At 60.4% G+C, this 24,139-nt stretch carries 18 protein-coding genes; 5 read left to right on the forward strand and 13 right to left on the reverse strand.

What is annotated here, in order from left to right; genetic code table 11:
* Positions 1-1,266 precede the first annotated feature (1,266 nt).
* From rsfS to QNJ86_RS10015, 11 genes are all read right to left on the reverse strand, one after another.
* Positions 1,267-1,704, reverse strand: a complete 438-nt coding sequence (gene rsfS / locus QNJ86_RS09965) for a ribosome silencing factor (protein WP_420052733.1) — start codon at positions 1,702-1,704, stop codon at positions 1,267-1,269.
* Positions 1,701-2,351, reverse strand: a complete 651-nt coding sequence (yqeK, locus tag QNJ86_RS09970; RefSeq protein WP_283832471.1) for a bis(5'-nucleosyl)-tetraphosphatase (symmetrical) YqeK — start codon at positions 2,349-2,351, stop codon at positions 1,701-1,703. Before yqeK ends, rsfS begins: the two co-directional genes overlap by 4 nt.
* The gene (gene nadD / locus QNJ86_RS09975) at positions 2,348-3,031 is read right to left on the reverse strand and encodes a nicotinate-nucleotide adenylyltransferase (protein WP_283832472.1); all 684 of its coding nucleotides are present in this window, start codon (positions 3,029-3,031) and stop codon (positions 2,348-2,350) included. The genes yqeK and nadD overlap by 4 nt, the downstream gene beginning before the upstream one ends.
* Complete coding sequence (locus tag QNJ86_RS09980) at positions 3,031-4,308, reverse strand: glutamate-5-semialdehyde dehydrogenase (protein ID WP_283832473.1); 1,278 nt, start codon at positions 4,306-4,308, stop codon at positions 3,031-3,033. The genes nadD and QNJ86_RS09980 overlap by 1 nt, the downstream gene beginning before the upstream one ends.
* 17 nt (positions 4,309-4,325) lie before the next feature.
* Complete coding sequence (gene proB / locus QNJ86_RS09985; RefSeq protein ID WP_283832474.1) at positions 4,326-5,477, reverse strand: glutamate 5-kinase; 1,152 nt, start codon at positions 5,475-5,477, stop codon at positions 4,326-4,328.
* Entirely contained in the window at positions 5,474-6,868 is a 1,395-nt protein-coding gene (gene obgE, locus QNJ86_RS09990) for a GTPase ObgE (RefSeq protein WP_283832475.1), read from the reverse strand. Before obgE ends, proB begins: the two co-directional genes overlap by 4 nt.
* 154 nt (positions 6,869-7,022) lie before the next feature.
* Entirely contained in the window at positions 7,023-7,274 is a 252-nt protein-coding gene (rpmA, locus tag QNJ86_RS09995) for a 50S ribosomal protein L27 (RefSeq protein ID WP_283832476.1), read from the reverse strand.
* 20 nt (positions 7,275-7,294) lie between these two features.
* On the reverse strand, positions 7,295-7,675 hold the full coding sequence (rplU, locus tag QNJ86_RS10000; protein WP_283832477.1) for a 50S ribosomal protein L21: 381 nt from the start codon (positions 7,673-7,675) through the stop codon (positions 7,295-7,297).
* 241 nt (positions 7,676-7,916) lie between these two features.
* A complete protein-coding gene (polA, locus tag QNJ86_RS10005; RefSeq protein ID WP_283832478.1) occupies positions 7,917-10,544 on the reverse strand; it encodes a DNA polymerase I in 2,628 nt (875 codons plus the stop codon).
* Positions 10,545-10,991: 447 nt separating this feature from the next.
* Positions 10,992-11,663 (reverse strand): winged helix-turn-helix domain-containing protein, encoded by a 672-nt coding sequence (locus QNJ86_RS10010; protein ID WP_283832479.1) that lies wholly within the window; start codon positions 11,661-11,663, stop codon positions 10,992-10,994.
* Positions 11,664-11,708: 45 nt separating this feature from the next.
* A complete protein-coding gene (locus QNJ86_RS10015; RefSeq protein ID WP_283832480.1) occupies positions 11,709-13,052 on the reverse strand; it encodes a glutamine synthetase family protein in 1,344 nt (447 codons plus the stop codon).
* A 192-nt stretch (positions 13,053-13,244) separates the two neighbouring features.
* On the opposite strand from QNJ86_RS10015, the gene QNJ86_RS10020 reads away from it, so the two are divergent.
* From QNJ86_RS10020 to QNJ86_RS10040, 5 genes are all read left to right on the forward strand, one after another.
* Positions 13,245-13,610: an Hpt domain-containing protein gene (locus tag QNJ86_RS10020; protein ID WP_283832481.1), complete on the forward strand. Its 366-nt coding sequence runs from the start codon at positions 13,245-13,247 to the stop codon at positions 13,608-13,610.
* Between the two features lie 125 nt (positions 13,611-13,735).
* Positions 13,736-15,040 carry a glycosyltransferase family 4 protein gene (locus QNJ86_RS10025; protein WP_283832482.1) on the forward strand — a complete coding sequence of 435 codons (1,305 nt, stop codon included), beginning with the start codon at positions 13,736-13,738 and terminating at the stop codon, positions 15,038-15,040.
* A 95-nt stretch (positions 15,041-15,135) separates the two neighbouring features.
* Positions 15,136-16,422: a DegT/DnrJ/EryC1/StrS family aminotransferase gene (locus QNJ86_RS10030; RefSeq protein WP_283832483.1), complete on the forward strand. Its 1,287-nt coding sequence runs from the start codon at positions 15,136-15,138 to the stop codon at positions 16,420-16,422.
* Positions 16,422-17,024, forward strand: coding sequence for a sugar transferase (locus tag QNJ86_RS10035; protein WP_283832484.1), 603 nt, complete (start codon positions 16,422-16,424; stop codon positions 17,022-17,024). The genes QNJ86_RS10030 and QNJ86_RS10035 overlap by 1 nt, the downstream gene beginning before the upstream one ends.
* A gap of 153 nt (positions 17,025-17,177) precedes the next feature.
* On the forward strand, positions 17,178-19,286 hold the full coding sequence (locus QNJ86_RS10040) for an RICIN domain-containing protein (protein WP_283832485.1): 2,109 nt from the start codon (positions 17,178-17,180) through the stop codon (positions 19,284-19,286).
* A gap of 915 nt (positions 19,287-20,201) precedes the next feature.
* Here the strand turns inward: QNJ86_RS10040 and QNJ86_RS10045 are convergent.
* Together QNJ86_RS10045 and QNJ86_RS10050 are read right to left on the reverse strand one after the other, a co-directional pair.
* Entirely contained in the window at positions 20,202-21,335 is a 1,134-nt protein-coding gene (locus tag QNJ86_RS10045; RefSeq protein ID WP_283832486.1) for an InlB B-repeat-containing protein, read from the reverse strand.
* 75 nt (positions 21,336-21,410) lie between these two features.
* On the reverse strand, positions 21,411-24,086 hold the full coding sequence (locus QNJ86_RS10050; protein ID WP_347278124.1) for a leucine-rich repeat protein: 2,676 nt from the start codon (positions 24,084-24,086) through the stop codon (positions 21,411-21,413).
* Positions 24,087-24,139 lie beyond the last annotated feature (53 nt).

Consider the following 24,139-nt stretch of genomic DNA (forward strand, 5'->3'; position numbering starts at 1 on the left):
CCTTTACTCAAAAGCTGAGTGCATTTCCCGATGCACGTACCCCGCAAGTGCGGGATATGCTCGGCATGGTAGCACGCGCAGGGAGTTTGTGAAGAGCGGCCCATCTCCCCCATCGCTGGCAGATTCCATACCCCCAACCCCCCATTCCCGCAGGTAGAACATATCCCCCACCCCACAACAAACCCCTTCCCCAATACCTCCCCACCTCCACACTTTCTCCACAACTAACAGCCCTATCTGCTTACCCACCACCCCCGTCTCCCACCTCAAACAAAGAAAGTCACTGAAAATGGCACAAATGTCTGTTTATGTACGGATTTTCGCCCGAATTCAGGACTTCACTGACATTGCGAAAAACTGACCTGGGGTTTCTCAGGAGGACTCCGGACAAATCCGTACCTAAACGGCGATCTCTGCCAATCCAGACTCCACCACGTGCAGAGGGGAATTTCACGGACCCCCGCCCTCGCCCTACACAGCGCTTTCTCTGCATTGTGTGACGCGCTTACGCGCTACTGATTACGCCAAGACATCCACATGTTCCTATGCTTTATGACGCGGGCATATGCAGATAAGGTTAACCTTATCTGTTCGGTTACCTTTGTAGGGATGCTCTCCAGAGCATCCGCTCCGCCGAAGGCGGAGAATACAATCGGTGTCCTTGTTTTCGCGCTTCGCGCGAACGGATGCTCTGGAGAGCATCCCTACGAGGGTTAACGTACCTGGTGGACGCCAATAAATGAAAGCTAGCTTGACCTGCGTTCTCCGCCTGCGGCGGAGAGGGCGCTTCGTGAAGCGCCCCTACTAAGGTTACCAAATAGGTTATATTTGTTTCGGTAGTATGCCCGCGTCATAATGATAGGGGATGTCTTGGCGTATTAGATAGCGCGTTAGCACGTCACCTTTTGCGGAAGCAAGCCTTCGTCGTGATCAGGAGGGTGAGCATAGGATGACAAGAGGGGTCGGCAGCGAAGCGCCCCGACCCCTCTCGGTATGGTAGCGAGTAGGACAAGAAAGAGCGTACCATCAACGTAAAGGCCTCGACCACACCTCTCGCAAAGCGGAGCGGCGCCGCCGGAGGCGGCGCACCTCTTCCCCAAAAAGATTTTTGACGCCAAGCAGACGGCTGGCGGAGGTGTCCACAAAGCGAGTTCCGCACGAGCCGAAAGCGCCAGTGGCGCTTTCGTGCGAGCTCAGGACTGCCGAGCGACTGGGCACCTCCACCAGCCGTCGTCCCCCAGGTTGAATCAGGTAGAAGCCAGCAACTTACCCTTCGCGTCCAATAAGCTTAGCAATCCTATCAGAGTACTCCACGTCCGAAATCCCCTCAGCCGCCAAGTCAATAATCGGCGCATCGTTCCAGAGGGCCTCAAGTCGATAATACTCACGAGTCTCCGGCTGAAACACATGTACCACGATGTCGCCATAATCAAGCAGCGACCAGGTTCCATCCTGCGTCCCTTCGCGATGCAGAGGCTTCACGTGCGCCTGCTCGCGCTCAGCGTCCTCAATCTCGTCGACGATAGCCTCAACCTGTCGGTTGTTCGCCGCTGTGGCAATGACGAAGTAGTCCGTCACGCCAATGAGATCGCGCACCTCCTGCACCATGATGTCGGTCGCCTTCTTTTCGTCGGCAGCACGCGCCGCAATGAGGGCGCGCTCGCGAGAGGTTACCTCGTCCTGCTTCTTGTTCAATTCGCTCACGCTTTTCCTTCCTTCTTGCATTTTGTCGCGGACACGCGCTCGCGCGCCCGGTCAACGTAAAAGTTCCAGACCTCGAGGGTTTGTGGATGAATGTTTTTGCAGCGCTCAACCAAGTTTAACAGCACATGCTGAAACGTTTTGAGGAACAGTTCCTCAAGCGGAACGCGCCCCACCAACTCGCGCAGCGCCTGAATGCCCGGGTAGTCGCGCCCGGGTTCCAGCGCGTCGGCCACATAGACTATCATGTCGAGGTCCGTCATGTTCGGCGCGCCCGCCGTGTGCCTGTCAATGGCTTGTACCACCTCGCGCGGCAGCGACGGAAACTCGCGCGCAAGCGCTGCGGCGGCCGTCGGCCCATGCAGAAGGCGGGGCATATCCTGGAACACGTACGGGTTTACCACCAGGCCCAATTCCTCAGCGCGCTGGCGTATGCCCTCGTCATCGTAGTTTTTATCCCAATCGTGCAAGAGCCCCGCCAAGCGCGCCATGCGCTCGTCAACGCCGTAGGTGCGCGCGAGTTCCTGCGCTGCATGCATCACGCCCAGCGCATGGGAAAAGCGCGCGGGCTTCAAGCGCCCCTCAAGTTCAGCCTTTCGGGCTTTGAAGAAGGTATCGGAAAGCGCATCGTGCGCGTCACAGGTACTCATAGCGTCTCCTTCCGTGCACTCGCGTCACCGGCGCCGCTATACAACCCGTGTTCAAGCACGTAGTCCAGCACCCGCTGCATGACCAGGTAGCGAATGGATTTACCCGCGGCCACGCGCTCGCGCAGATCGCTCGAGGACACGGCGAGCGCCGTCACTTCCAAATAGGACACGTCGAAGCTGCCCTCGTCTTCAATGGCGCGTCGCCGCTCGTCGGTGAGCGCGTAGCCCGGGCGCGTGACGGCAATAAGCCGCGCCAAGTCCGCAATGGCGGCACTTTCGCGCCACTTCACAATGTGAGCCACGGCGTCGGCGCCCGTGATGAAGAATAGCTCCACGTTGTCCGGGTAGTGCGCGCGCAGCTCGCGCAGCGTGTCCACCGTGTAGGTGTCGCCGCCGCGCTCTATCTCCATGGCGCTTACGCAAAACGAGGGGTTGCTTGCTACGGCCAAGCGACACATGGCCAAGCGGTCGGCCGCTGGCGTGACTGCGCGATCCTTCTTGAACACCGGGTTGCCGGCCGGCACGAACACGACCGCATCCAGGTCATACGCCTCGCGCGCCTGCTCGGCCGTGGCCAAGTGCCCAATGTGGATGGGGTCAAACGTGCCGCCCATGATGCCCAGGCGGGCGGGCTTTCCGTCGCGCCCCAGGTCATCGAAGCGCTCGCAGATCTTCGCCACTACGGACGCACCTGCCCCGAGCCGCGCAGCACGTACTTGTACGACGTGAGCGCCGCCAGCGCAAACGGCCCGCGCGCGTGCAGCTTCTGCGTGGAAATACCAATTTCGGCGCCGAGGCCGAACTGCCCGCCATCAGTGAATGCCGTGGAAACGTTCGCATACACCGCCGCCGCGTCAACGCGCGCGAGGAAGGCCTCACAGGCGGCCGCATCCTCAGCCACGATGGCCTCGGAGTGCTTCGTGCCGTAGCGGTTCACGTGCTCGATGGCCTCATCGACGCCGTCCACCACATGCATGGCCAAATCGGGCGCGAGATACTCGGTCGCCCAGTCATCTTCGGTTGCGGGCACAGTGGCAATGCCGTGCGCCGCGGCCACCGCAGCCGCGCGTTCGTCGGCATGCAATGTGATACCGCGTTCGGCCAACTCAGCCAGCGCCGCGGGAAGAAACGCCTCAGCCACGGCCGCATCCACCAGCAGCGTCTCGGCGGCGTTGCACACACCAAGGCGACGGCACTTCGCATTCACGATGATGGCACGTGCCTTCTCCAGGTCGGCCGAGGCGTGCACGTACACGTGGCAGTTGCCCGTACCCGTTTCGATGACCGGCACCTTTGAGCATTCCACACAGTGGCGAATGAGGCCTGCCCCGCCGCGCGGAATGAGCACGTCAATTGTCCCGTGCAACTGCATCAACTCATCAGCAGCAGCGCGGTCGGTTGATGCCACCAGGCCAATGCAGCCCGCGGGCAAACCTGCCGCCACGGCCGCGTCGTGCAGCACCTCCGCTATTGTTTGGTTTGAGTGCGCCGCCATGCTGCCGCCGCGCAGCACCGCCGCATTGCCCGATTTCAGGCAGATACCGGCCGCGTCGGCCGTCACGTTCGGGCGCGCCTCGTACACCACGGCCACCACGCCCAGGGGCACGCTCACACGCGACAGCTCAATGCCGTTGTCCAGCGTGCGTGCCTCCTGCACCAACCCCAAGGGGTCGGGCAGTTCGGCTAGTTCCTCAAGTGCCGTGGCCATGGCATCGACGCGACTCACGTTGAGCATGAGGCGGTCAAGCAGGCTTTCCTTCGTGCCTGCGGCGCGGGCGGCCTCCATATCGACCTCGTTCGCCGCCACAATGTCGCCCGCATGCGCGCGCAGTGCCGCCGCCATCGCCCGCAGCGCCCCGTCGCGCTCGGCGCGCGTCGTCTGGCCAAGCGCCCCGCTAGCCGCGCGAGCCGCCTCTGCAATGCGACGCACCTCAGCGCGTGCCTCCTGTTCGCCCATCGTGCCCACACCCTTTCCTACTCAAACACTATCAACTCGTCGCGGTGGACAATCGGCTTTTCGGCCAGGCTCTCAAGCAGGCGGTTTGCTTGGAGTTGCGAGCGAGTGCGGCCGATGGCGAGGGCGGCCTCGTCGCTCGCGAACGCGGCGCGACCGCGTGCGAACAGGTGCCCGGTGCCATCTTTAATATCCACGATGTCGCCCGCCTCGAAGCGTCCGTCGACCGCGCGCACACCCACCGACAGAAGCGAACTGCCGCGCTCGATGAGCGCCGCCTTCGCTCCGTCATCCACCACCAGCGCGCCACGCGCCGCATCGCCAAGCGCAATCCACAGCTTCTTCGGCGTGATTTCGTGCGGCTTCTTCGCGGCTACAAACAAGGTGCCCACGCCCTCGCCCGCCGCCGCATCCACCACGGCATCAGCCCGCCGTCCATGGCAAATGACCAAGGGGATGCCTGCCACCATGAGCACGCGTGCCGCCTTGATCTTCGTGATCATGCCGCCCGAGCCCACCGTGGTGCCCGCCTCGCCGGCCACGGCCATGATGTCGGGGCCGATGGACTCCACGCGGCCGATCAGGCGCGCCTCGGGGTTGAAGTGCGGGTTCGCGTCGTACAGCCCGTCGATGTCCGACAATATAACCATCAGATCGGCATCGATCAGGCAGGCAGCCAAAGCGGCCAGCGTGTCGTTGTCGCCGAAGCGAATCTGCTCGACCGACACCGTGTCGTTCTCGTTCACGATGGGCACCACGCCCAGCTCCAACAGGCGCAACAGCGTGTCACGCGCGTGGAGATACGCCTGGCGATCGGCCGTGTCGCGGCGCGTGAGCAGCACCGTTGACGTCACAATGCCGTGGCGCGCGAACACCTCGGCGTACGCAGTGGCCAGCGCACTCTGCCCCACCGAAGCCGCCGCCTGAAGGCTCGGCATGTCGGAGGGGCGCTTGCTAATACCAAGCGCCTCCAAGCCACAGGCGATAGCGGCCGACGTCACAATGACGGGCTGCCAGCCGGCCTCACGCACACGCGCAATCTGGTCGGCAAGCGTCTGCAAATAGGCGTAGTCGATGGAACTCTCCGACGTGGTGAGCGTGGAGGAACCAATCTTCACCACCAGACGCCGCGTACGCTCGCCTTCCACCTGCGCTTTCCCCTTGCCACTCACAGGTCTAGCTCCTTAAACATATCCTCCGCCGTGCGCGCCGACTCAAAGTCGAACGCGCGCCCGACAATGCGAATCTCGTCCCCGTCTACGGCGCCGGCGCGCTCAAGCGCCTGCTCAACGCCGAGGCGCTTCAAACGGTGCTGCAAAAACGCAACCGCTTCCCCGTTCTCCCAGTCGGTCTGCACCACCATGCGCTCCACCTGCGGACCCACCACGCGAAACACGCCGCCGCCCTGGTTGATTACCTGGAAGCGCTTGTCGCGCGCCTCGCGCTTGTGCTCCCACACGTGATCGTACTGCACGTCGGCCGCCGCTTCCGCACGTGCCGCTTCGCGCAACTCGTGCACCTTAGTGGCGATGGCAGCCTTGAGAGCCTCCACGCCTTCGCCCGTGAGCGCACTGATGCGGTAGAGCTTCGGGTCGATGGGGCTGGGGGCAAACTCGTCGCCACCAGCTGCCGCCAGGGAGTCCGCGCGCACGCGGGCGGCCAGCTGTTCGGCCACCTCTTCGGTGCCTTCGACATCAATCTTGTTCGCCACCACAATGCGCGGGCGCGCCGCCAGCTCGTCGGCGTACAGCGCCAGCTCGCGGTTGATAATGTCGTAATCTTCCAGCGGATCGCGACCCTCATAATCGCCGGTCAAGTCCACCACGTGCACAATGAGCGCCGTACGTTCGATGTGGCGCAAGAACTCGTGACCGAGCCCGCGTCCCTCGTGCGCGCCCTCAATGAGGCCGGGAATGTCGGCCACCACAAAGCTGTAGTCGCCCGAGCGCGCCACGCCCAAATTCGGCACCAGCGTGGTGAAGGGGTAGTCGGCAATTTTGGGGCGCGCGGCGCTGATCTTCGAGATGAGCGACGACTTGCCCGCGCTCGGCATACCCACGAGCGCCGCGTCCGCCATAAGTTTCATCTCAAGTTCAATCCAGCCCTCCTGGGCCGGTTCTCCCAGCTCAGCGAACGCCGGTGCGCGCCGGGTAGGCGTGACGAAGTGGATGTTGCCGCGCCCACCCATGCCGCCGCAGGCCACCACCACGCGCTCACCGTCGTGCGTAAGATCAGCAATGAGTTCGCCCGTTTCCTTGGACTCTTCGAAATACTCGCGCACCACGGTACCCACCGGCACCTTCAGCACAAGATCGTCGCCCGTGGCGCCATGCATGCGGCTACCCTTGCCGTGTGTGCCGCGCGTGGCCTTGAAATGGTGCTTGAAGCGATACTCAATAAGCGAGGAAAGACTGGCGTCAGCCTCAACCACCACGTTGCCGCCGTGGCCGCCGTCGCCGCCATCGGGGCCGCCCTTCGGAACGTGCGCCTCGCGGCGAAACGACATGCACCCTGCGCCGCCGTCGCCACCTTTCACGTGTATGCGTACTTTATCGATGAACACTTGAACCTCTGATATCCCGCACGCCGCGCCGAGGCGTCGGCTGCGCGTCGATGCGTGTGTGACGTTGCCGATTGTATATGAAAAGTGCCCCCTGGCGAACAGGGGGCACGCGAAAACAGATAACGTTACGCAGTCGTGGAGCCGAGGGGCGTTCTTACGCCTCCGGACGCACGTGAACCTTACGCTTGACGCCACGCGTGAACTCCAGCGTGCCGTCGCACAGGGCGAACAGCGTGTCGTCCTTGCCGCGGCCGACGTTCTCGCCCGGATGGAAGTGCGTACCACGCTGACGAACGATGACGTTGCCCGTCTTCACGGTCTGGCCGGCGAACAGTTTCACGCCAAGTCGCTGTGCGTGGGAGTCGCGGCCGTTACGGCTGGAACCGAGGCCCTTCTTGTGTGCCATGAGAATTCCCTCCCTTGCTTCTACTCAGCGTCTTCGGACGCGGACTTTTCAACTTTGGCGGCCTTTTTCGGGGCGGCCTTCTTCTCCGCCTTGGCGGAGCCGACCGACTCAATCTGGACGCGCGTCAACTGCTGGCGATGGCCACGCAGCTTCTTGTAGTTCTTGCGCTTCTTAAACTTGAACACGAGCTGCTTCTCGCCCTTGAACTGGTCAAGAACCACAGCCGTGACCTTGGTAGCAGCAGCCTTCGCAGGGTCAGCCTCCACCTTGTCGCCATCGACAATGCAGATGGCTTCAAGTTCAACCTTAGCACCCGGCTCGACAGCGAGCTTCTCAATGCTGAGGATGTCACCTGGGGCAACCTTGTACTGTTTGCCGCCCGTTTTAACAATTGCGTACATGAGTGTCTCCTTGAATGAAATAAACGCAAGGCGATAGCTTAGCAGCGTGATCGTAGCAAGTCAATAAGGTCATATGCACAATCTCCGCGTATCATCGCACTCTTTTCCTTGTTACGCCTCCACAGAGCGCAACGTTCATATGATACCAGATAATATGGCCACACACGGCGGCGTGGTAAGGTTTTTTTGACGACCTCACAGGTCCTTCAAAGTCCACGAAGCCGCGAGGTCGCCATCACCTTTAGTGGGATTCTGCCCAGGTGCTGCCATAGGAGACATCTACGTCAAGGGGAACTCGTAGTTCAACGATGTTCTCCATGACCTCTTTCACCATGGCGGACAAAGGCTCAATCTCTTCCTCCGGCACGCTGAAGTCCAGCTCGTCGTGCACCTGTAGAAGGAGGCGCGCCTTGAAGCCTTCGGCCATGAGGCGGCGCTGCACCTCGGCCATCGCCAGCTTGATAACGTCGGCGGCGCTGCCCTGCATGGGGTGGTTCATAGCCGTGCGCTCGCCGAAGCCGCGCTGGTTGGCGTTGCCGGCACGCAACTCCGGAATGTGGCGCTTGCGGCCAAACATTGTTTCGGCATAGCCCTTCTCTTTCGCCTGCTCAATGGTGTCATCCAGGTACGCGCGCACGCCGGGATACGCCGCGAAGTAGCGATCGATCATCTCCTTGGCCTCGGAGAACGGAATGCCCAGGCTCTGCGACAGGCCGAACGCCTGCTGGCCGTACACAATGCCGAAGTTCACAGCCTTTGCGCGGCTGCGCAGCTCGGGCGTAACGTCTTCCACCGGGATGCCGAACACGCGGCTTGCCGTTGCGGCGTGGAAGTCGGCACCGGAGCAGAACGCGGCCACCAGGTGCTCATCACCCGACAGGTGTGCCAGAAGGCGAAGCTCGATCTGCGAGTAGTCGGCCGAGAGGAACTTGTGGCCCGGCTCAATGGGCACGAAGCACTCGCGAATCTGGCGGCCGAACTCGGTGCGCACAGGAATGTTTTGCAGGTTCGGGTCGGACGAGGACAAACGCCCCGTTGTGGTCACCGTCTCATTGAAGCACGTGTGCACGCGACCATCTTCGGCGCGCATGCGCGGCAGTGCGTCTATATAGGTAGACTTGATTTTCGCCAACTCGCGGTAGCGCAAGACGAGGGCGGGCAACTCGTGGGTGGTCGCAAGTTCCTTGAGCACGCCGGCATCGGTGGAGTAGCCGCGCTGGTTTTTCTTGAGCGGCTTGAGCCCCAGCACTTCGAAGAGAATGTGCGAGAGCTGCTTCGGGGAATCGAGGTTGAACTCCTCCCCCGCCAGCTCAATCACGCGCACCTTGAGTTCGTCAAGTTCAGCTTGGGTCGATTCGCCCAGTTCAGCCAAGCGCTCACAGTCGAGCGCGGTGCCCGTGCGCTCCATAACGGCAAGCACGCCCACCAGCGGCAGGTCGATGTCGAAATAGGCGCGATGACTGCCGTCGCGCTCGATGGCCTCGGTGAGCGCGCCCACGAGTGTGTACGCCGCCGCTGCCTGCACTACGGCCAGGTCGCGCTCGGTCTTCGTCTCGGGAAGCACGCCGCCGCAGTACACATCAAGTAGCGCGTCGTAGGTGTACTCGGTCACCGACGAGTTCAGCACGTAGCCCGCCAACCCCAGGTCAAAGGCGCGCACGTTCACCACGTCAGCGTCGTCCACCAGCGCGGGCTCGGTGGTGTCAGCCGGGTAAATGCGGTGGAGTGCCTGTTTGACATCGAACGTCGCAAACGACCCTTCACGCACGATGCGCGCGAAAGTAGCAAGGCCTTCCTCGTCTTCGAAGAGCGCCGTGCCCTCCGACGTGCTCACCACGCACGACAGGCTTGGGTTGAAAAGTGACACCTGCTCGGGCTCGGCAAACGCCACGCCCACCGTCTCGTCGCGGCCCATGGCCGCTTCCAAGAGCGCCTTCGCTTCGCTCCCGTGCACAACCGGCTCCCAGGAAAGCTGCGCCGGCTTCTTTTCCAGTTCACGGCCCACCAGTTTCAGCACGCGGCTGAGGTGTGAGTTGAACTGCACTTTCGAGAAGGCCTCGGTCACCACTTCCGCGTCGAACGACGGGAAGCTGCACGCCTCCAAGTCGAGCGGGAATTCCACGTCGCGCACGATGGTAGCCACCTCGCGGCTGGCGAAGGCAGCATCCTTGTTCTCTTCGATGCGCTCCTTTTGGCGGCCTTTGAGTTCGTCGGTGTGCTCGTAGAGGCCCTCCAGGTTGCCGTAGGCTTGTAGCAGCTTGGCGGCCGTCTTCTCGCCGATGCCGGGCACGCCGGGGATGTTGTCGGAGGCGTCGCCCTTGAGGCCCAGGTAATCGGGCACCTGAGCAGGCGTGATGCCGTAGCGCTCCTTCACCTCTTCCGGACCGTAAATGGCAACGTCGGTGATACCCTTCTTCGTGGTGACAATGCGCGTGAGGTCGCTCGCCAGCTGATAGGCGTCCTTGTCGCCCGTCACGAGCAGCGTTTCGTAGCCCAGTTCCTCGTTGCGCGCGGCGATGGTGCCCAGCACGTCGTCGCCCTCCCAGCCCTTGATGCGCACGACGGGTATGGCCATGGCTTCCAGCAGCTCTTCGATGATGGGGAACTGCACTTTAAGGTCGTCGTCCATGGGCGGGCGCTGCGCCTTGTACTGTTCGATGGCTTTCATGCGGAATTCGGGGCGCCCGGCGTCGAAGGCGCAGATGAGAGCGTCGGGGGCCGCAATGTCGATGAATTTCAGCAGCATGGCCATGAAGCCGAACACCGCGTTGGTGGGGCGGCCGTCGGGGGCGTTCATGGTTTGGGGCACGGCATGATAGGCGCGGTGCATGAGCGAGTTGCCGTCGATGACGGCGATCTTCTTCGGCATAAAGCTCGTCCTTCGTCGTTGGATGTGAGGTTAACAAGTATAACCCATGGGGGTGGTCCGCGCCGGGGTGGTGCAGTACCCAGTCGCTCGGACAATCCTGGGCTCGCGCAAAACGCCCACTGGGCGTTTTGGCTCGTGCGGAACTCGCTTGGTGGGCACCGCACCACCCCGCCGCTGCGTTTTCGCTATTTGGTTCTCCTTGAAAATATCATATGAGACGGGTAGGACTTGCCCGTCGGGAGAGATCAACCGGCAAGTCGGGACAACTCGCTCAGCACCTTGTGGAGAAGAGGGGTCAACCCGAGTACCCTCATTGCCCCCCGAGAAAAAACTGCCGGGGGACTACCCCCGGCTCTTGGAAGTAGTTCCTTGCGGAACCACCAAAGACTTTATACCACAATTAAAGTTTGACTCCGAGAGGGAAATGGAACTTGCGGACTCTTGGACCTACACGCTCCAGAGGTAGCCTACGCCTCGGATGGTTTCTAGGTGGTGGGCTAGGTCGGGGCCTAGTTTGGCGCGGATGCGCCGAACGTGGACATCGACGGTGCGAGAGCCGCCGTAGTAGTCGAAGCCCCAGACGCGGCGCAGCAGCGCGTCGCGGGAGTAGGTGCGGCCCGGGTGTGTGGCAAGGAACGTCAGGAGCGCGTACTCTAAATAGGTAAGGTCGAGGGGCTCGCCAGCCACCGCTACCTGGTACGTGGCCAGGTTAATGCTGAGGCTGTCCACGGTCACCACGTCGGATGAGGCGCTTTCGCTTCCTGGCCACAGCAGGTTGCGGATGCGCGCCGTACACTCATCCGCTGAGGCGCCGTGTACCACAAAATCGCTTTTCACCTGCACGGGCATGCGGAATTCGCCGAGATCACCCTCGTCTACGATGGCCAAAAGCGCGCCGACACCCTCTTCTACTAATAATGGTTCTGCCTCGGCCACGCGCTCGAACGTGCTGCTGCGCGCTTCGAATACCACCAGATCACAGCCCGGATGAAGCGCAAGCAGCTTCTTGAACTGGAGGGATGAACCGGCGAACACCTCGGCATCAAACGTCGAGAGCACCTGCTGGAACTTGTGCGCATTATCCAGACTGTCCGCAATAAAGATGACGGTTTTTCTCATATCAGTGCCTCGCCCACGCTCACGCCCTCACTTCCGCCGTCATCGCTACAGCACCGCCAGGTAGCGGTCGCGCTCCCAAGAACTCACGTTGCCCTGGTACTCGTTCCACTCGGCGCGCTTGGCGCTCACCAGGTAGGAGTGGATGTGTTCGCCCAGCGTCTCGCGCATGAGATCAGACGTGGCGAACAACTCCACCGCTTCGCCCAGACTTTCGGGAAGGGTGTGGAAGCCCTGGCGGCGCAAGTCCTGCCGCGAGAGCGCGAACAGGTCCTGGTCTTCCGTGGGAGGCTGCAATTCCAGTTCGTCCTCGATGCCCTTGAGGCCCGCGGCCAGCATCACGGCGAAGGCCAGATAGGGGTTGGCCGCCGGGTCCGGGCTGCGCAGCTCAATGCGGCAAGCGTCCTCGCGCTCGGGCCGGTAGCGCGGAATGCGCACGAGCGTGGAGCGGTTGCGGCTGGCCCACGACAGGTAGGTGGGTGCTTCCCCACCGCAGATCAGGCGCTTGTAGGAGTTCACGAACTGGTTTGTGATCACGCAGAATTCAGGCGCGTACTTCAAAATGCCCGCGATGTAGTGCTTCGCCACCTTCGACAGGCGGTAGCCCTGCGGGTCGTTCGGGTCGAAAAATGCGTTGTTGCCCTCTAGGTCAAACAGGCTTTGGTGCACGTGCATGCCGCTGCCGGGCGCGTCCGAGCGCGGCTTCGGCATGAACGAGGCGTACACGCCGTGCTTGAGCGCAATTTCCTTTACTACTAATTTATAGGTCATGACGGCGTCGGCCATGGACAACGCATCGGTGAAGCGCAGGTCAATCTCGTGCTGCGAGGGGCCGTTCTCGTGGTGTGAGTACTCCACGGGGATGCCCATTTTCTCCAGCGTGAGCACGGTGTCACGGCGCAGGTCAGAGGCGTAATCGAGGCTCGTAAGGTCGAAGTAGCCGCCGCGGTCGAGCACCTCGGTACCTTCCGCATCCTTAAAATAGTAGAACTCCAACTCCGGGCCCACGTTAAACACGTAGCCCCGCTCGCGCGCCTTCGCCACGGTTTGTGCAAGCACGTGGCGCGGGTCGCCCTCAAACGGCTGGCCATCGGGCGTGCGGATGCTGCAGAACATGCGCGCCACCGCGTTGTGCTCGGGGCGCCACGGCAGCACCTGGAACGTAGAGGCATCGGGGAAAGCCAGCATGTCGGATTCCTGCGTGCGGCAAAAGCCCTCGATGCAGCTGCCGTCAAACCCCATGCCGTCAGCGAAGGCATCTTCCAACTCCCCCGGCACCACCGCGAACGATTTCATAGTCCCCAGCACGTCGGTGAACCAAAAGCGGACGAAGTGCACGTCACGGCTCTTGACGGTTTTGAGGACGAAATCCTCATCGGGATTCGTGGTCATGGAAGCTTCCTTTCTCTTGCGTGATTTTTAGTATACCGCGCGCTGCGGCCGGTGGTGCACGGCCCGCCACCTCCCCAGATAACATCCGCATGACGAACTGCCACGCGAGCGCGCAGACGATTACAATGTCTCCCGGAGAAACCGCCCGCCTTTGTAGCGCGGCCACAGAAACAAAACCGGAGGTAGAACACTATGGCTATGACGACTGAGCGCACGTGCGCGCTTGAGGAAGCAGGTATCGATTACGCCGACGCGCTTGAACGGTTCGGCGGTAACGAAGCGCTGTATGCGCGCCTGGCGGTGAAGTACGCGAACGACCCGCACTTCGCCGCCTTAGAAGAGGCACTTACCGCTGACGATACCGAACGGGCGTTTAGCGAGGCACATGCGTTGAAGGGCGTAGCGGGCAACCTGTCGTTTGCCGCACTCTACAACACGGCAACTAAGGCATGTGAGGACTTGCGTGCGGGAGATCTTGAAGCGGGGCGCGCGCACCTACCGGCTTTGCGCGCCGAGCACGAAGCGGTGTTGGGCGCGTTGGGTTCGCTTGCGAACTAGGCGGGGGGCGCAGGCGCAGCGGGCGCTGCGGGTGGCACCGCGTTCCCCGCGGCCGCGCCCGCGAGGAATGGGCGTCGGGTGGTTCTTGGCCGCATGAGCGCCCATCCTGCTATAATAGCCCGGTTATGGATACCAACGACTCGCAGACAACCCTTCCCCGCCCCGGTGCGCGCCCGCGCGCGGCGAAGCGCATCGCGGTGGTCACCATGGGCGTGAAGCTCGGTGACGAGACGCGGGGCTACACCCGTTTTCGCTTTTTGTCGGAACTGCTGGCTCGCGAGGGCTTCGAGGTTGACCTGATCACCTCCACGTTCCAGCACTGGGACAAGGCGCAGCGCGACTGTTCAAAACCCTGCTACCAGGGGCTTCCCTACCGCATCGTGTTCATTGAGGAACCGGGGTACCAAAAGAACCTCGACCTGGCGCGCATCCTCAGCCACCGCACGGCCGCCAAAAACCTGCGCGCGCACTTCGAGCGCGAGGCGGGGGCTTATGACTTGATCTATGCCGAAATTCCGCCGAACGATGTGGCGCGCGTGTGCGCCGAATGGGCCGAGGAACAGCGCATTCCCTTTGTGGCCGACATCAACGATTTGTGGCCCGAGGCCATGCGTATGGTAGTGGACGTGCCCGTGCTCAGCGACATCGCGTTCTACCCCTTTGCCCGCGATGCCCGACGCGTCTACCAGCTGCTTTCGGCCGCGGTGGGCACGTCTGACGAATACGCGGCGCGACCGGCGAAGGATCGTGAGAAGCCGTATCCCCATATCACCGTGTATGTAGGCAACGATCTCGCCTCCTTTGATGCCGGCGCCCACGCGCACGCCGCCGAAGTGGAGAAGCCCGCGGGCGAAGTGTGGGCAACCTACGCGGGTACACTGGGCGCAAGCTACGACCTTGCCACGCTGGTGAGAGCCGCAGCGCTGCTGGAGCAGGAGCGCCTAGAGCGCACGGCTGCCGGCCAGCCCGCACTTCCCCCCGTACGCGTGAAGGTGCTCGGCGACGGCCCCGACCGCGCGCGCCTGGAAGCGCTGGCCGCCGAGACGCACGCACCGGTGGATTTCCTCGGCTATATGAAGTACGAGCAGATGGCGGCGTGGCTTTGCGCGTCGGACATCACGGTGAACTCGCTCGTGAAGTCCGCAGCGCAAAGCATCGTGACGAAAATTGGCGACTACCTGGCCAGCGGCAACCCCCTTATCAACACAGGGTCAAGCCCCGAGTTTCGCGCGAAGGTGACCGCCGATGGCTTCGGTGTGAACGTGGAGGCTGAAAACCCCCGCGCACTGGCCGATGAGCTGGCGAAACTGGCGGGCCATCCCTCGCTTCGCAAAATCATGGGAACAAAGGCGCGCACCGTGGCCGAGCGCGAGTTCGATCAGCCGCACTCCTACCAGACAATCGTTGACATGCTGCGCACCTTGCTTTGACCACCGAAAAACGCTTATCACGCGCCCGCTCATGGCCCGACAGCGCTCTGAGCAGGCTGTTCACACGCTACACGCTACGAACAAGGAGCTAAGTTTTGACCGAGCACAGACGCATATCGTTCTCACCGCCCGACATTACGCAGGCCGAGATTGACGAAGTGGTTGACGCGCTGAAGAGCGGCTGGATTACCACCGGTCCGAAAACCAAGGAGTTTGAGCGTCTGCTGGCCGACTTCACGGGCGCCGAGCGCGTGGCCACGTTCTCTTCGGCCACCGCCGCGCTTGAATGCGCCCTGCGCGCGCTGGGCGTGGGGCCGGGCGACGAGGTGATTACGAGCGCGTACACCTACAGCGCCTCGTGCTCGGTGATTTGCCACGTGGGTGCGACACCCGTGCTGTGCGACACGGCTTCCGGCTCCTATGAGATGGACTACGACGCGCTCGCCGGGCTCATCACCGAGCGCACGCGCGCCGTGATTCCCGTTGATATCGCGGGGCGCATGATTGATTACGACCGGCTGTTTGCCGTGCTGGAAGAGGCGCGCGACCGCTGGCAACCCGCGAACGACATGCAGCGCGCGATTGGCCGCGTTGCCGTGGTGGCCGACGCCGCCCACTCACTCGGTGCGACGCGCAAGGGCCAGCGCTCCGGGTCGGTTGCCGACTTTTCCGCGTTTTCGTTCCATGCCGTGAAGAACCTCACCACCGCCGAGGGCGGCGCACTGGCATGGCGTGCGGGGCTCTTTGATTCCGATGAGCTGTACCAGAACCTCATGCTGATGTCGCTGCACGGCCAAACGAAGGACGCGCTGTCGAAAACCAAGGCCGGGGCCTGGGAATATGACATTGCCTTCCCCGGGTGGAAGTGCAACATGACCGACATGCAGGCCGCCCTTGGCCTCGCTCAGCTGCGCCGCTACCCTGCTCTGTTGGCGCGGCGGCGTGAACTGGTGGCCCGCTACGAAGCTGCGCTTGCGGGCACAGGCGCGGAGGTGCTGCGCCACTTCGAGGACGCAACGGGCGTGAGTGCCGCCGGCGCAGCCGACGATGCAGCCCAGCGCGCCGACGCGGGCGGGTTCGCTTCGAGCGCGCACCTCATGTTGGTACGCCTGCCCGGCAAGTCCGCGGCATTTCGCAACGCGCTCATTGAGCACCTGGCCGAAGACGGCGTGTCGGCAAACGTGCACTACAAGCCGTTGCCCCTGTTGACCGCGTATCGCAACCTCGGATTCGACATTACCTCGTTCCCAAACGCGCTCGCGCAGTACGAAAACGAGGTGACCCTACCGCTGCACACGCTGCTGTCCGACGACGACGTGGACTACGTGGCCGCGGCCTTGAGCCGCGCAGCTCACGTACTTGAAGCCCAGGGCGTGAGCTGATGTACGCACGGTTCGGAAAACGGGTGTTTGACCTGGTGGTGGGCATTATCGCCCTCCCCTTTGTGCTGCTAATTATTGCTATTTTGGCGCCGCTCATTCACTTCGAAGACAAGGGGCCCGTGTTCTACAACGCGCCGCGCGTCGGCAAGGACGGGCGCGACTTCAAAATGTACAAGCTGCGCTCGATGAAGGTGAACGCGCCCGATTTGACCATGCCCGACGGCTCCACGTACAACGGCGCCGACGACCCCCGCATGACGCGTGTGGGCGCGTTTATGCGCAAGACCTCGCTTGACGAGATGCCCCAGTTCCTGAATGTGCTCAAGGGCGACATGTCGGTGGTGGGCCCGCGCCCCGACCTGCGCCGCGAAACCGAACTTTACCAGGGAGACGAGGCGCTCAAGCTCACCGTGAAGCCCGGCATCACAGGCTACGCCGCGGTGTATGGCCGCAACTCGCTGCCGTGGCACGACCGCCTGGCGCTTGACGTGAAGTACGTGCGCACCATGAGTTTTGCCCTGGACGTAAAAATATTCTTCAAGACGTTTTCCACGGTGTTCAAGCAAGAAGGCGTGTTCGTTGAGGACGAAAATCCCTCGTAAAGCTCCCTTTCTCGCGCGTGCGGGTTGCACCGCTGCTTTGGCGCCGCACGCGTGCCCCCACCGTCTGGCGGCTCCTTTTACGCGGCTGTTACACAGCTAGCACATCTCTCCCTTACACTACAATGGAGAGGTTCACGCGAAAGGAGCACCACCATGTCCTCATCACGCCGTCCCGCCGCGAAGCTGCTTGCGCTTGCGCTGGCGGCTCTTTTGTGCGTCTCGTCCACGCCGCTTGCCTTTGCGGAGGAGAACGCTGCCGCCACGCCCGAGATACCTGCTGGCCAAACTGACCAGCCTGCTGAAGTGCCTGAGGTGGGTGGGGATGCCATCGCGCCTGATGGTGACGCTGTGGATGCGGGTTCTGAGGGCGAAGAGGTGGAAACAGAAGCGGGGAGTGCGCCTGATGCGCTTGAGCCGGAAGCGCCCTCCGAAGAGTTGCTTGAAGCCGAAGAGGCTCTGAAGGCGCAGGAAGAAGCTGCTTCTGCCGTGATTCCTGCGGGCATCTATACGCTGGTCAACCCTGCCGCCGGTAAGGTGGTTGATATCGCAGGGGCTTCTGATGCCGATGGCGCGGCCGCGCAGTTGTGGGAGCGCAACGGCTCTTTGGCGCAGGCGTTTTCGGTAACGCGCAGCAGTGACGGGTTCTATGAACTGCGTTCGGTGTGCTCCGGCAAGCTACTTGATGCCGATGCGGGCTCTGCCGCACCCGGATCGCGCGTGCAGCAGTGGGGACGCGAGTCGGCCACGAACCGCCAGTGGACCTTCCAGGCGCTTCCCGAGGGCGGCTATGTGCTGATGTGCCGAGCCACCAGCCTGGTGCTTGATGTGGCTGGTGGGGCAACCGCCAACGGCACGGCCCTGCAAACGTGGACGGCGAACAGTACGCCGGCGCAAACCTTCACGCTTGAGCCGGTGACGGAACTTCTACCCGAGGGGTTCTGGACACTGCGCGCCCGCACGGGTTCGGCACGCGCGGTGGAAATAGCGGCGGGTTCCCCTGATCAGGGTGGCACTGCCCAGATATGGTCATGGAACGGCACGCCCGCCCAGCGCTGGCGCGTGGCCTCATACGGCGATGGTACCGTGAGCCTGGAAGCACTCTGCTCGGGAATGCTGCTTACCCAAAGCGGTGAGCAGGTGGTGCAGGCTCCCGCAGCAGCTGGCGCGCCCTCCCCCACCCAGCGCTGGCGTGTGGAAGCAGCACCGTTCGGTGGTATTGCGCTTCTGAACGCGGAATCCGGCCAGGCCCTTGATGTGTCCGGTGCCGGTGACTGGGACGGGTGCCCGCTTGGGGCGTACACTCCCAACGGCACGGCGGCCCAGGCCTTCGCGCCCAGTCGCGTTGACCAAATTGCGGCTGAGGGCTGCTACGAGATTATCTGCGCAGCTGACGGCCGCGCGCTCGACGTCACCGGTGGATCCCGGGACAACGGCGCGAACGTGCAGGTGTGGACGCCCAACGGCTCAGGCGCGCAGAAGTGGAACGTGTATGGCGCGGGCGGCGGCTACTACGTCATCGTGAATGCCCGCTCTAAGAAGGCGCTCGACGTCCGCGACTTCGGCATAACTCCCGGCACCAACGTTCAACAGTGGGCCAAGAGCAACAACAACGCCCAGCGCTGGCGCATCGAATACGCAGGTGGCGGCACCTATCGCCTGGTGTCAGCCTGCGGTGGCCTCGCGCTTGACATTGAGGGCGCCGGCGGTTGGGATGGCGCGAACGCGCAAACGTGGACACCCAACAACACCCCGGCCCAGTCGTTCCGCATGGTGCCGACGACCTACGTGGCTCCCCCGGAGGGAGCCGTCAAGCGCGCCGACGGCAGCTGGGACTGGTATAACGCCAACGGCGATCTCGATCGCGCGGGCGCCATCAACAAGCTCATGTCCACCGCCCGCTCGCTTTTGGGCGTTCCCTATGTCTGGCTGGGTGTGTATCCCCAGGACGGCGGCATGGATTGCGCGTCGTTCACGTGGTATGTGTATCGCCAGCTGGGCATCGACATCGGGTTTGAGACGTACTACCAGATCAACGATGGCTACCATGTGAACTCGCTCGCCGAGGCCAAACCGGGCGACCTCATTCTTATGTACTTCGGCTCGTGGCCCAACTACAACCCGCTGCTGCCCGAGCACGTAGTGCTCTACGCCGGCAACGGAATGATCTACGAAGAGCCCGACTTCGGCGGCCACTGCCAATACGTCCCCCTCTCCTCCAAAGGAGCCGGCCGCATAGAAATCCGCCGCATCATCCACGACTGAGGAAATGAAGAAGGGATTCAACCTGTCCGGCTGGGGGCCTGGGAGGGTTCTTGGCACGCCGCTCCGCTGCTCAAACGTCCTTTCGCGCTTTGCGCGGAAGGACGTTTTCGTGCGCTGCGCTCCTTCATGCTTTAGCATGCGCCCTAAGGGCGCAAAAAGATGGTGCTCAGAAGCGCCAAGAACCCTCCCAAACCCTTCAGCCTACATGGCTCCACTAGAGTGACGCGCTTACGCGCTACCTATTTAGCCAAAGACACCCCATCTACCCCAACTTTATGACGCGGACTAATTAACCGGAAAGCATTACCAATAGACAGGTTCTCCCGGGGAATAGCCAAGTTGTCCAGGAGGATAACCAGGTTATCCAGATAGGCAGGTTGATCAGGGGATAGCCAGGTTATCCAGGAGGATAGGCAGGTTGACCGTAGGGGCGTTTCACGAAGCGCCCTTTCGCGCAAAGCGCGAAAACGCAGGTCAGGATACCTTTCATCTACCATCGACAACCAGGTAAGTCAAACTCTGTAGGGGTGCTCTCCAGAGCACCCGTTCGCGCGAAGCGCGAAAACGCAGGTCATGTAGAAATTTTCTACCTGCGTAACACAGACGCGAATCTTTATTGACCAGAGCAACAACGTCAACACCACCGGCCCCCTATGTCATTCTGAGCAGGCGCGAAGCGCCGTAGTCGAAGAATCCCGTGCGGCGCCAGCAAGAAATCGTCCAAATGAGCGCCCGCGTCATAATGCGAGGGACGCGAATATCTCTTGGCGTAATCAGTAGCGCGAAGCGCGTCACACTTTTTCACGCGGCAGAGACGCAGGGCCCAAAACCACACAGGCGCGCCCGTGATGGGAAAGCGCGCCTGCGGGTTATGCGACAGGACGGGTGGCCCCTGCCGCGAGTAGGTGAATGAACCTAGGAAGCGTCTACCGCTTCCACCACATAGGAGAGGTTAGCAACAGCAACATCACCTTCTGGGAAGTAGTTCAATTGGGTACCACTAGGAAGAAACAGACTGAAATCCACCGCAAATGTGGTTGGATTGGTAGTGCTCCCCGCAGCTAAAGTCCAGCCGCCATTGGGTATGGACGTATCGGCTGAAGTAAGCGGAACTCTCACTTCCTCGTCAGATCCTGTTTTCGGAGTAAGCAGAACGCGAAGTCCATCAGGGATAGTACCCTGAGCAAAAAGTGAGGCAGCACTGCTGGTTGGTACACCCTTTACCGCAGTAATCTTGAGGGACTTAACGGTTCCGGATGAGAAGGAAAAGTTCTCCTGACCAGTAACGTTGCCCGCAGCATCAATCTGAACAAGAGCTTCACTTGGGAAAGTGAAATCTATTTTCAACGTCCAGTGAGCGGTCAAAGTGACATTGTTGTCGTCCTTGTCCCAGTTGGCTTTGCTATTACCTTCCTCGTCGTAGTACTGCTTGTTCTGGTCATCAAAGTAGCCAGCGAAGATATAACCATCCTTATCATTTGGCACTGTCACATGCTGCATAGGGGCATCATATGTCGCAGTTGTCGAGGTATCGCCGCCCTCACCTCCGTCTGGATCAAGCGTGACTTGATAGGACTTGGCTTTCCAGCAAGCAAACCACATGGCAGGTTCCACGGTGGATGTTGGCAGACTTACGGCCTCTCCTTTTGGTGTCGTGGACCAGCCATCGAATTCGTATCCTGTCCTTGACAGATTCTCAATATCAGGAGGCACCGTGGGCTTAAGGAGTTCAATGTCAACCGTCTTAGTTTGAGCGCCATCGCTCCAAGTGCCATCATTGCCGAAGAATTGAACAGAAACCTTGATGGGTTTAGTGCTGTTAGAGTTGGTTACACGAAGACCTATATTGGTGGAACCAGTTGGTGACTGGTACTGAGAATTAGACGAATCCGTAATACGTATGCCAACAGCCGTGCCAACACTGTTAGAATCCGCCGCAAGAGCCGGAACGGATACCAGAGCTGTCAAAACGAGTATACAGACAAAGATGCACGCGGCTACACACCGGGCGAGCCTGGAAGCGTTTGATATGTTATTCCTGCTTGACATGCTTGTTGGCATCCCTTCCGATAATTAACTCATGCAGGTTGCTATAAAGACTAAGTTAGAATGCTCAAAACTAAATTAGAGACAAAAACACGGACAAATAGACCAGTTTTGACTTACATCATGACTGTCGTTTACTTTGCCTTTCTCACCAACGCAAAGATAATTAGTGCTGTTATCAGGATCGACAGTACGCAGCCACCACGCAGATTCCCAATCGTTCCATTGATAGTGCTTCATAAGGATTTCGTTTTCAGAGTAGGTATCCACCTTGTTTACATAGTAGGCATACTGGTCTCCCTCTTGAGAAAGCCATAACTTGTTCTTATAGCTTTCATCGATAACACCCACAAGTTCACTGTAACTAGCGAGGAAAAGTTTGTCCTCTGAAGACCACACCGAGTCAGCCGTACTGTCCCAATACCCTCCATAGCGTTTCGCAACAACCTCAATAGAATCCTGAAGATCGCTCGGAACCATATTCCAGACAATGTCATCATCAGCAACGCCAGACGTTGAGCCATCACCTGGGTTCATTCTTTCTCGAAGTTCACTCATACCCCATCCGCCAGAGTTTCCAAAACCAGACGCAGTCTTCATGGGATATTCAAAGTTCAGTACGTCTATAAATTGGAAGGTTAGACCAGCCACAGTACGACCATCATTTGACTTTGTAGCCAGTTCATCATGGTTAATCCCGATGATGCGCAAACCATAAGGGTGTGACTTATCACCTTTATCGTCATACCAAGTAGTCTTACAGACATACTTACCGTCGTCCTTAATAAAGCTTTCGTACATGCTGTAGTAAAGAGAATCTTTACCCTTCTGAGAAATATCTTTGGCATGTTCTTTGACTTCAGCGAGGGAGTAGACCTGACTTGGGGATACCGAAGTATTTTCTAAATAGAAATTAGCGCCCTTATCGCCATGTCCAACTGGTACAAAGCCCTCAAAGGTACACGTCACAGTGGCAAGAGTCTTTAAGGTTGCACCATTGTCGGCAACACCTTCTTTTACCCTAGCATCTGCAAGGTCAGGCTTATTGGTTAGGTTCAAGCGGAAGATGTAAGGGACCGAAGAGTTTGGAGTAATAAGAAAGTTATTTTTGTCTTTAGGAACAACAGTGTTTACATTATCTCCGTAGCCGAAATTTACGGCAAAGCCCTCATTATCTTGCGGGTAGAGGCTAAAAAGCCTTTGTTGATTAAGGGCTGTTGTAGCACTGGGATTCGCTTCGATATTACTGTCTATACTAACGCTGTCGCAGCTTACCTTAGCGAGTTGCACGGGCTGACCGGTAGAGTTGTTTTTAAAGATCGCCATACCAGTAGCACAATCGGGCTTTGTAGCCACGTCGTAGCCGCTTGCCTCTCCGAGTACTACTTGCGTTGGAGCCGAAACATTAATTTGATTACTACTGGCCTCGGAGAGATAGACTGCGGGAAGACGTACCTCGGAATTTAACTGAACAATAGCGCCCTCAGCATCGGGATTTGGAGAGACTTCTACGGTGCGGGTTGCGCGGGTGAGTTCGATGCCATCCAAGGAGAGGACGGCCGTCACATCGGAAGTGCCTTCCTTCTTGGCCGAGACGGTGCCAGCATCGACTGACAAGGGTGAGGCAGCGTAAGAGTAGGAAGTTTCAACGGGATCGGGGGCTTGGAGGTTGCCGTCTTTTAGGAGGTCAGCTTCTTGTCCGGCTTCGATAGAGAGAGGTTCTTCGGAGAGGGTGATGCCGTAAGGCATGAGGTGATTGTTGTCCGAGGGGAGGCCTGGGTTCCAGGAGTTTTCGGAACCAGAGGGGACGTAGATCGAGACGTTGATGCAGCCAGCGATGGCATCGCTGGCCACTTCGGGGGTGCCGAGAGCTACTACTCGTTCAAGTGATGAGCAGGAGGCGAAGGCGCGGGAGCCGATGGAGTTGATACTGGTGGGAAGCCATACATCCTTGAGAGAGGTGGCTTCGAAGGCGCGCTCCCCTATCTCGCGGAGGGTGTTTGGAAACTCGATGGTTGAGAGGTTGGCGCAACCGGCGAAGGCTCCGTTGTTGATGGTGGTGATGGTTGTGGGGAGCTTAACGCTGGTGAGAGAGCCACGGTTGGCGAAGGCGTTCTCGGCTATGGTGCTTACGCGGTAAGGGACGCCGTTGATCTCGGCGGATGCGGGGATTTCGAGGTTGGCTTGCGGATCGTCTTTGCCTTGCCAAGAGGCGGAGAGAGTGTAGTCGTCCAGGAGGGTGTAGGTGAGGCTAGCGGCTTCGGTGGTGGTGTCTGGATTTGTGGTTGCGCCGGGCTTGGCGGGCGCAACGAAGTTGGTGAAGCCTGCGCTCTCCCAGGTTGACTTGCGAGTGTTGTAGCCCTCGCCTGCTGGGAGGGCAACTACTGCTGATGCTTTGGTTTCGTCGGAGAACGCAGTGGCGTCGATCTTTTGGACGTTACCCAAAGCGGTGATGGATGCGAGGTCTTTGCAGCCAGACAAAGCATCCTTGTCGATGGTTTCTGTCTCAGCGGGAATCACGATGGAGGCTCCAATGCCTGCAGGGCAAGCAATCAGGGTCTTCAGGTCCTTGCTGTAGAGGATGCCATCATAGGAAGTGTAAGTGGCACTGTCCCCGACCAGGAGCCGAGAGAGGCTGCTGCACCGGGAAAATGCAGCAGCAGGGACAAGGGTGGTCTGGTCGGGGAGAGAAGCAGCGCCCTCCTTGCCCTCGGGAATGAGCAGGAGTTGCGAGTAGTCTTTGGTAAAGAGCATGTCGTCAAACGAGACAAAGCCCTCACACTTGGGGCTTATTTGGACATGCTTGA

It is taken from the genome of Gordonibacter faecis, assembly GCF_030077735.1.
GTDB lineage: Bacteria > Actinomycetota > Coriobacteriia > Coriobacteriales > Eggerthellaceae > Gordonibacter > Gordonibacter faecis.

Excerpts from the sequence above, each read along its gene's own strand:
- yqeK (WP_283832471.1), bottom strand. The coding sequence starts at position 2,351 with ATGAGTACCTGTGACGCGCACGATGCGCTTTCCGATACCTTCTTCAAA.
- QNJ86_RS09980 (WP_283832473.1), bottom strand. The coding sequence starts at position 4,308 with ATGGGCGAACAGGAGGCACGCGCTGAGGTGCGTCGCATTGCAGAGGCG.
- rpmA (WP_283832476.1), bottom strand. The coding sequence starts at position 7,274 with ATGGCACACAAGAAGGGCCTCGGTTCCAGCCGTAACGGCCGCGACTCC.
- rplU (WP_283832477.1), bottom strand. The coding sequence starts at position 7,675 with ATGTACGCAATTGTTAAAACGGGCGGCAAACAGTACAAGGTTGCCCCA.
- polA (WP_283832478.1), bottom strand. The coding sequence starts at position 10,544 with ATGCCGAAGAAGATCGCCGTCATCGACGGCAACTCGCTCATGCACCGC.
- QNJ86_RS10010 (WP_283832479.1), bottom strand. The coding sequence starts at position 11,663 with ATGAGAAAAACCGTCATCTTTATTGCGGACAGTCTGGATAATGCGCAC.
- QNJ86_RS10015 (WP_283832480.1), bottom strand. The coding sequence starts at position 13,052 with ATGACCACGAATCCCGATGAGGATTTCGTCCTCAAAACCGTCAAGAGC.
- QNJ86_RS10020 (WP_283832481.1), top strand. The coding sequence starts at position 13,245 with ATGGCTATGACGACTGAGCGCACGTGCGCGCTTGAGGAAGCAGGTATC.
- QNJ86_RS10025 (WP_283832482.1), top strand. The coding sequence starts at position 13,736 with ATGGATACCAACGACTCGCAGACAACCCTTCCCCGCCCCGGTGCGCGC.
- QNJ86_RS10035 (WP_283832484.1), top strand. The coding sequence starts at position 16,422 with ATGTACGCACGGTTCGGAAAACGGGTGTTTGACCTGGTGGTGGGCATT.
- QNJ86_RS10040 (WP_283832485.1), top strand. The coding sequence starts at position 17,178 with ATGTCCTCATCACGCCGTCCCGCCGCGAAGCTGCTTGCGCTTGCGCTG.
- QNJ86_RS10045 (WP_283832486.1), bottom strand. The coding sequence starts at position 21,335 with ATGTCAAGCAGGAATAACATATCAAACGCTTCCAGGCTCGCCCGGTGT.
- QNJ86_RS10050 (WP_347278124.1), bottom strand. The coding sequence starts at position 24,086 with ATGCTCTTTACCAAAGACTACTCGCAACTCCTGCTCATTCCCGAGGGC.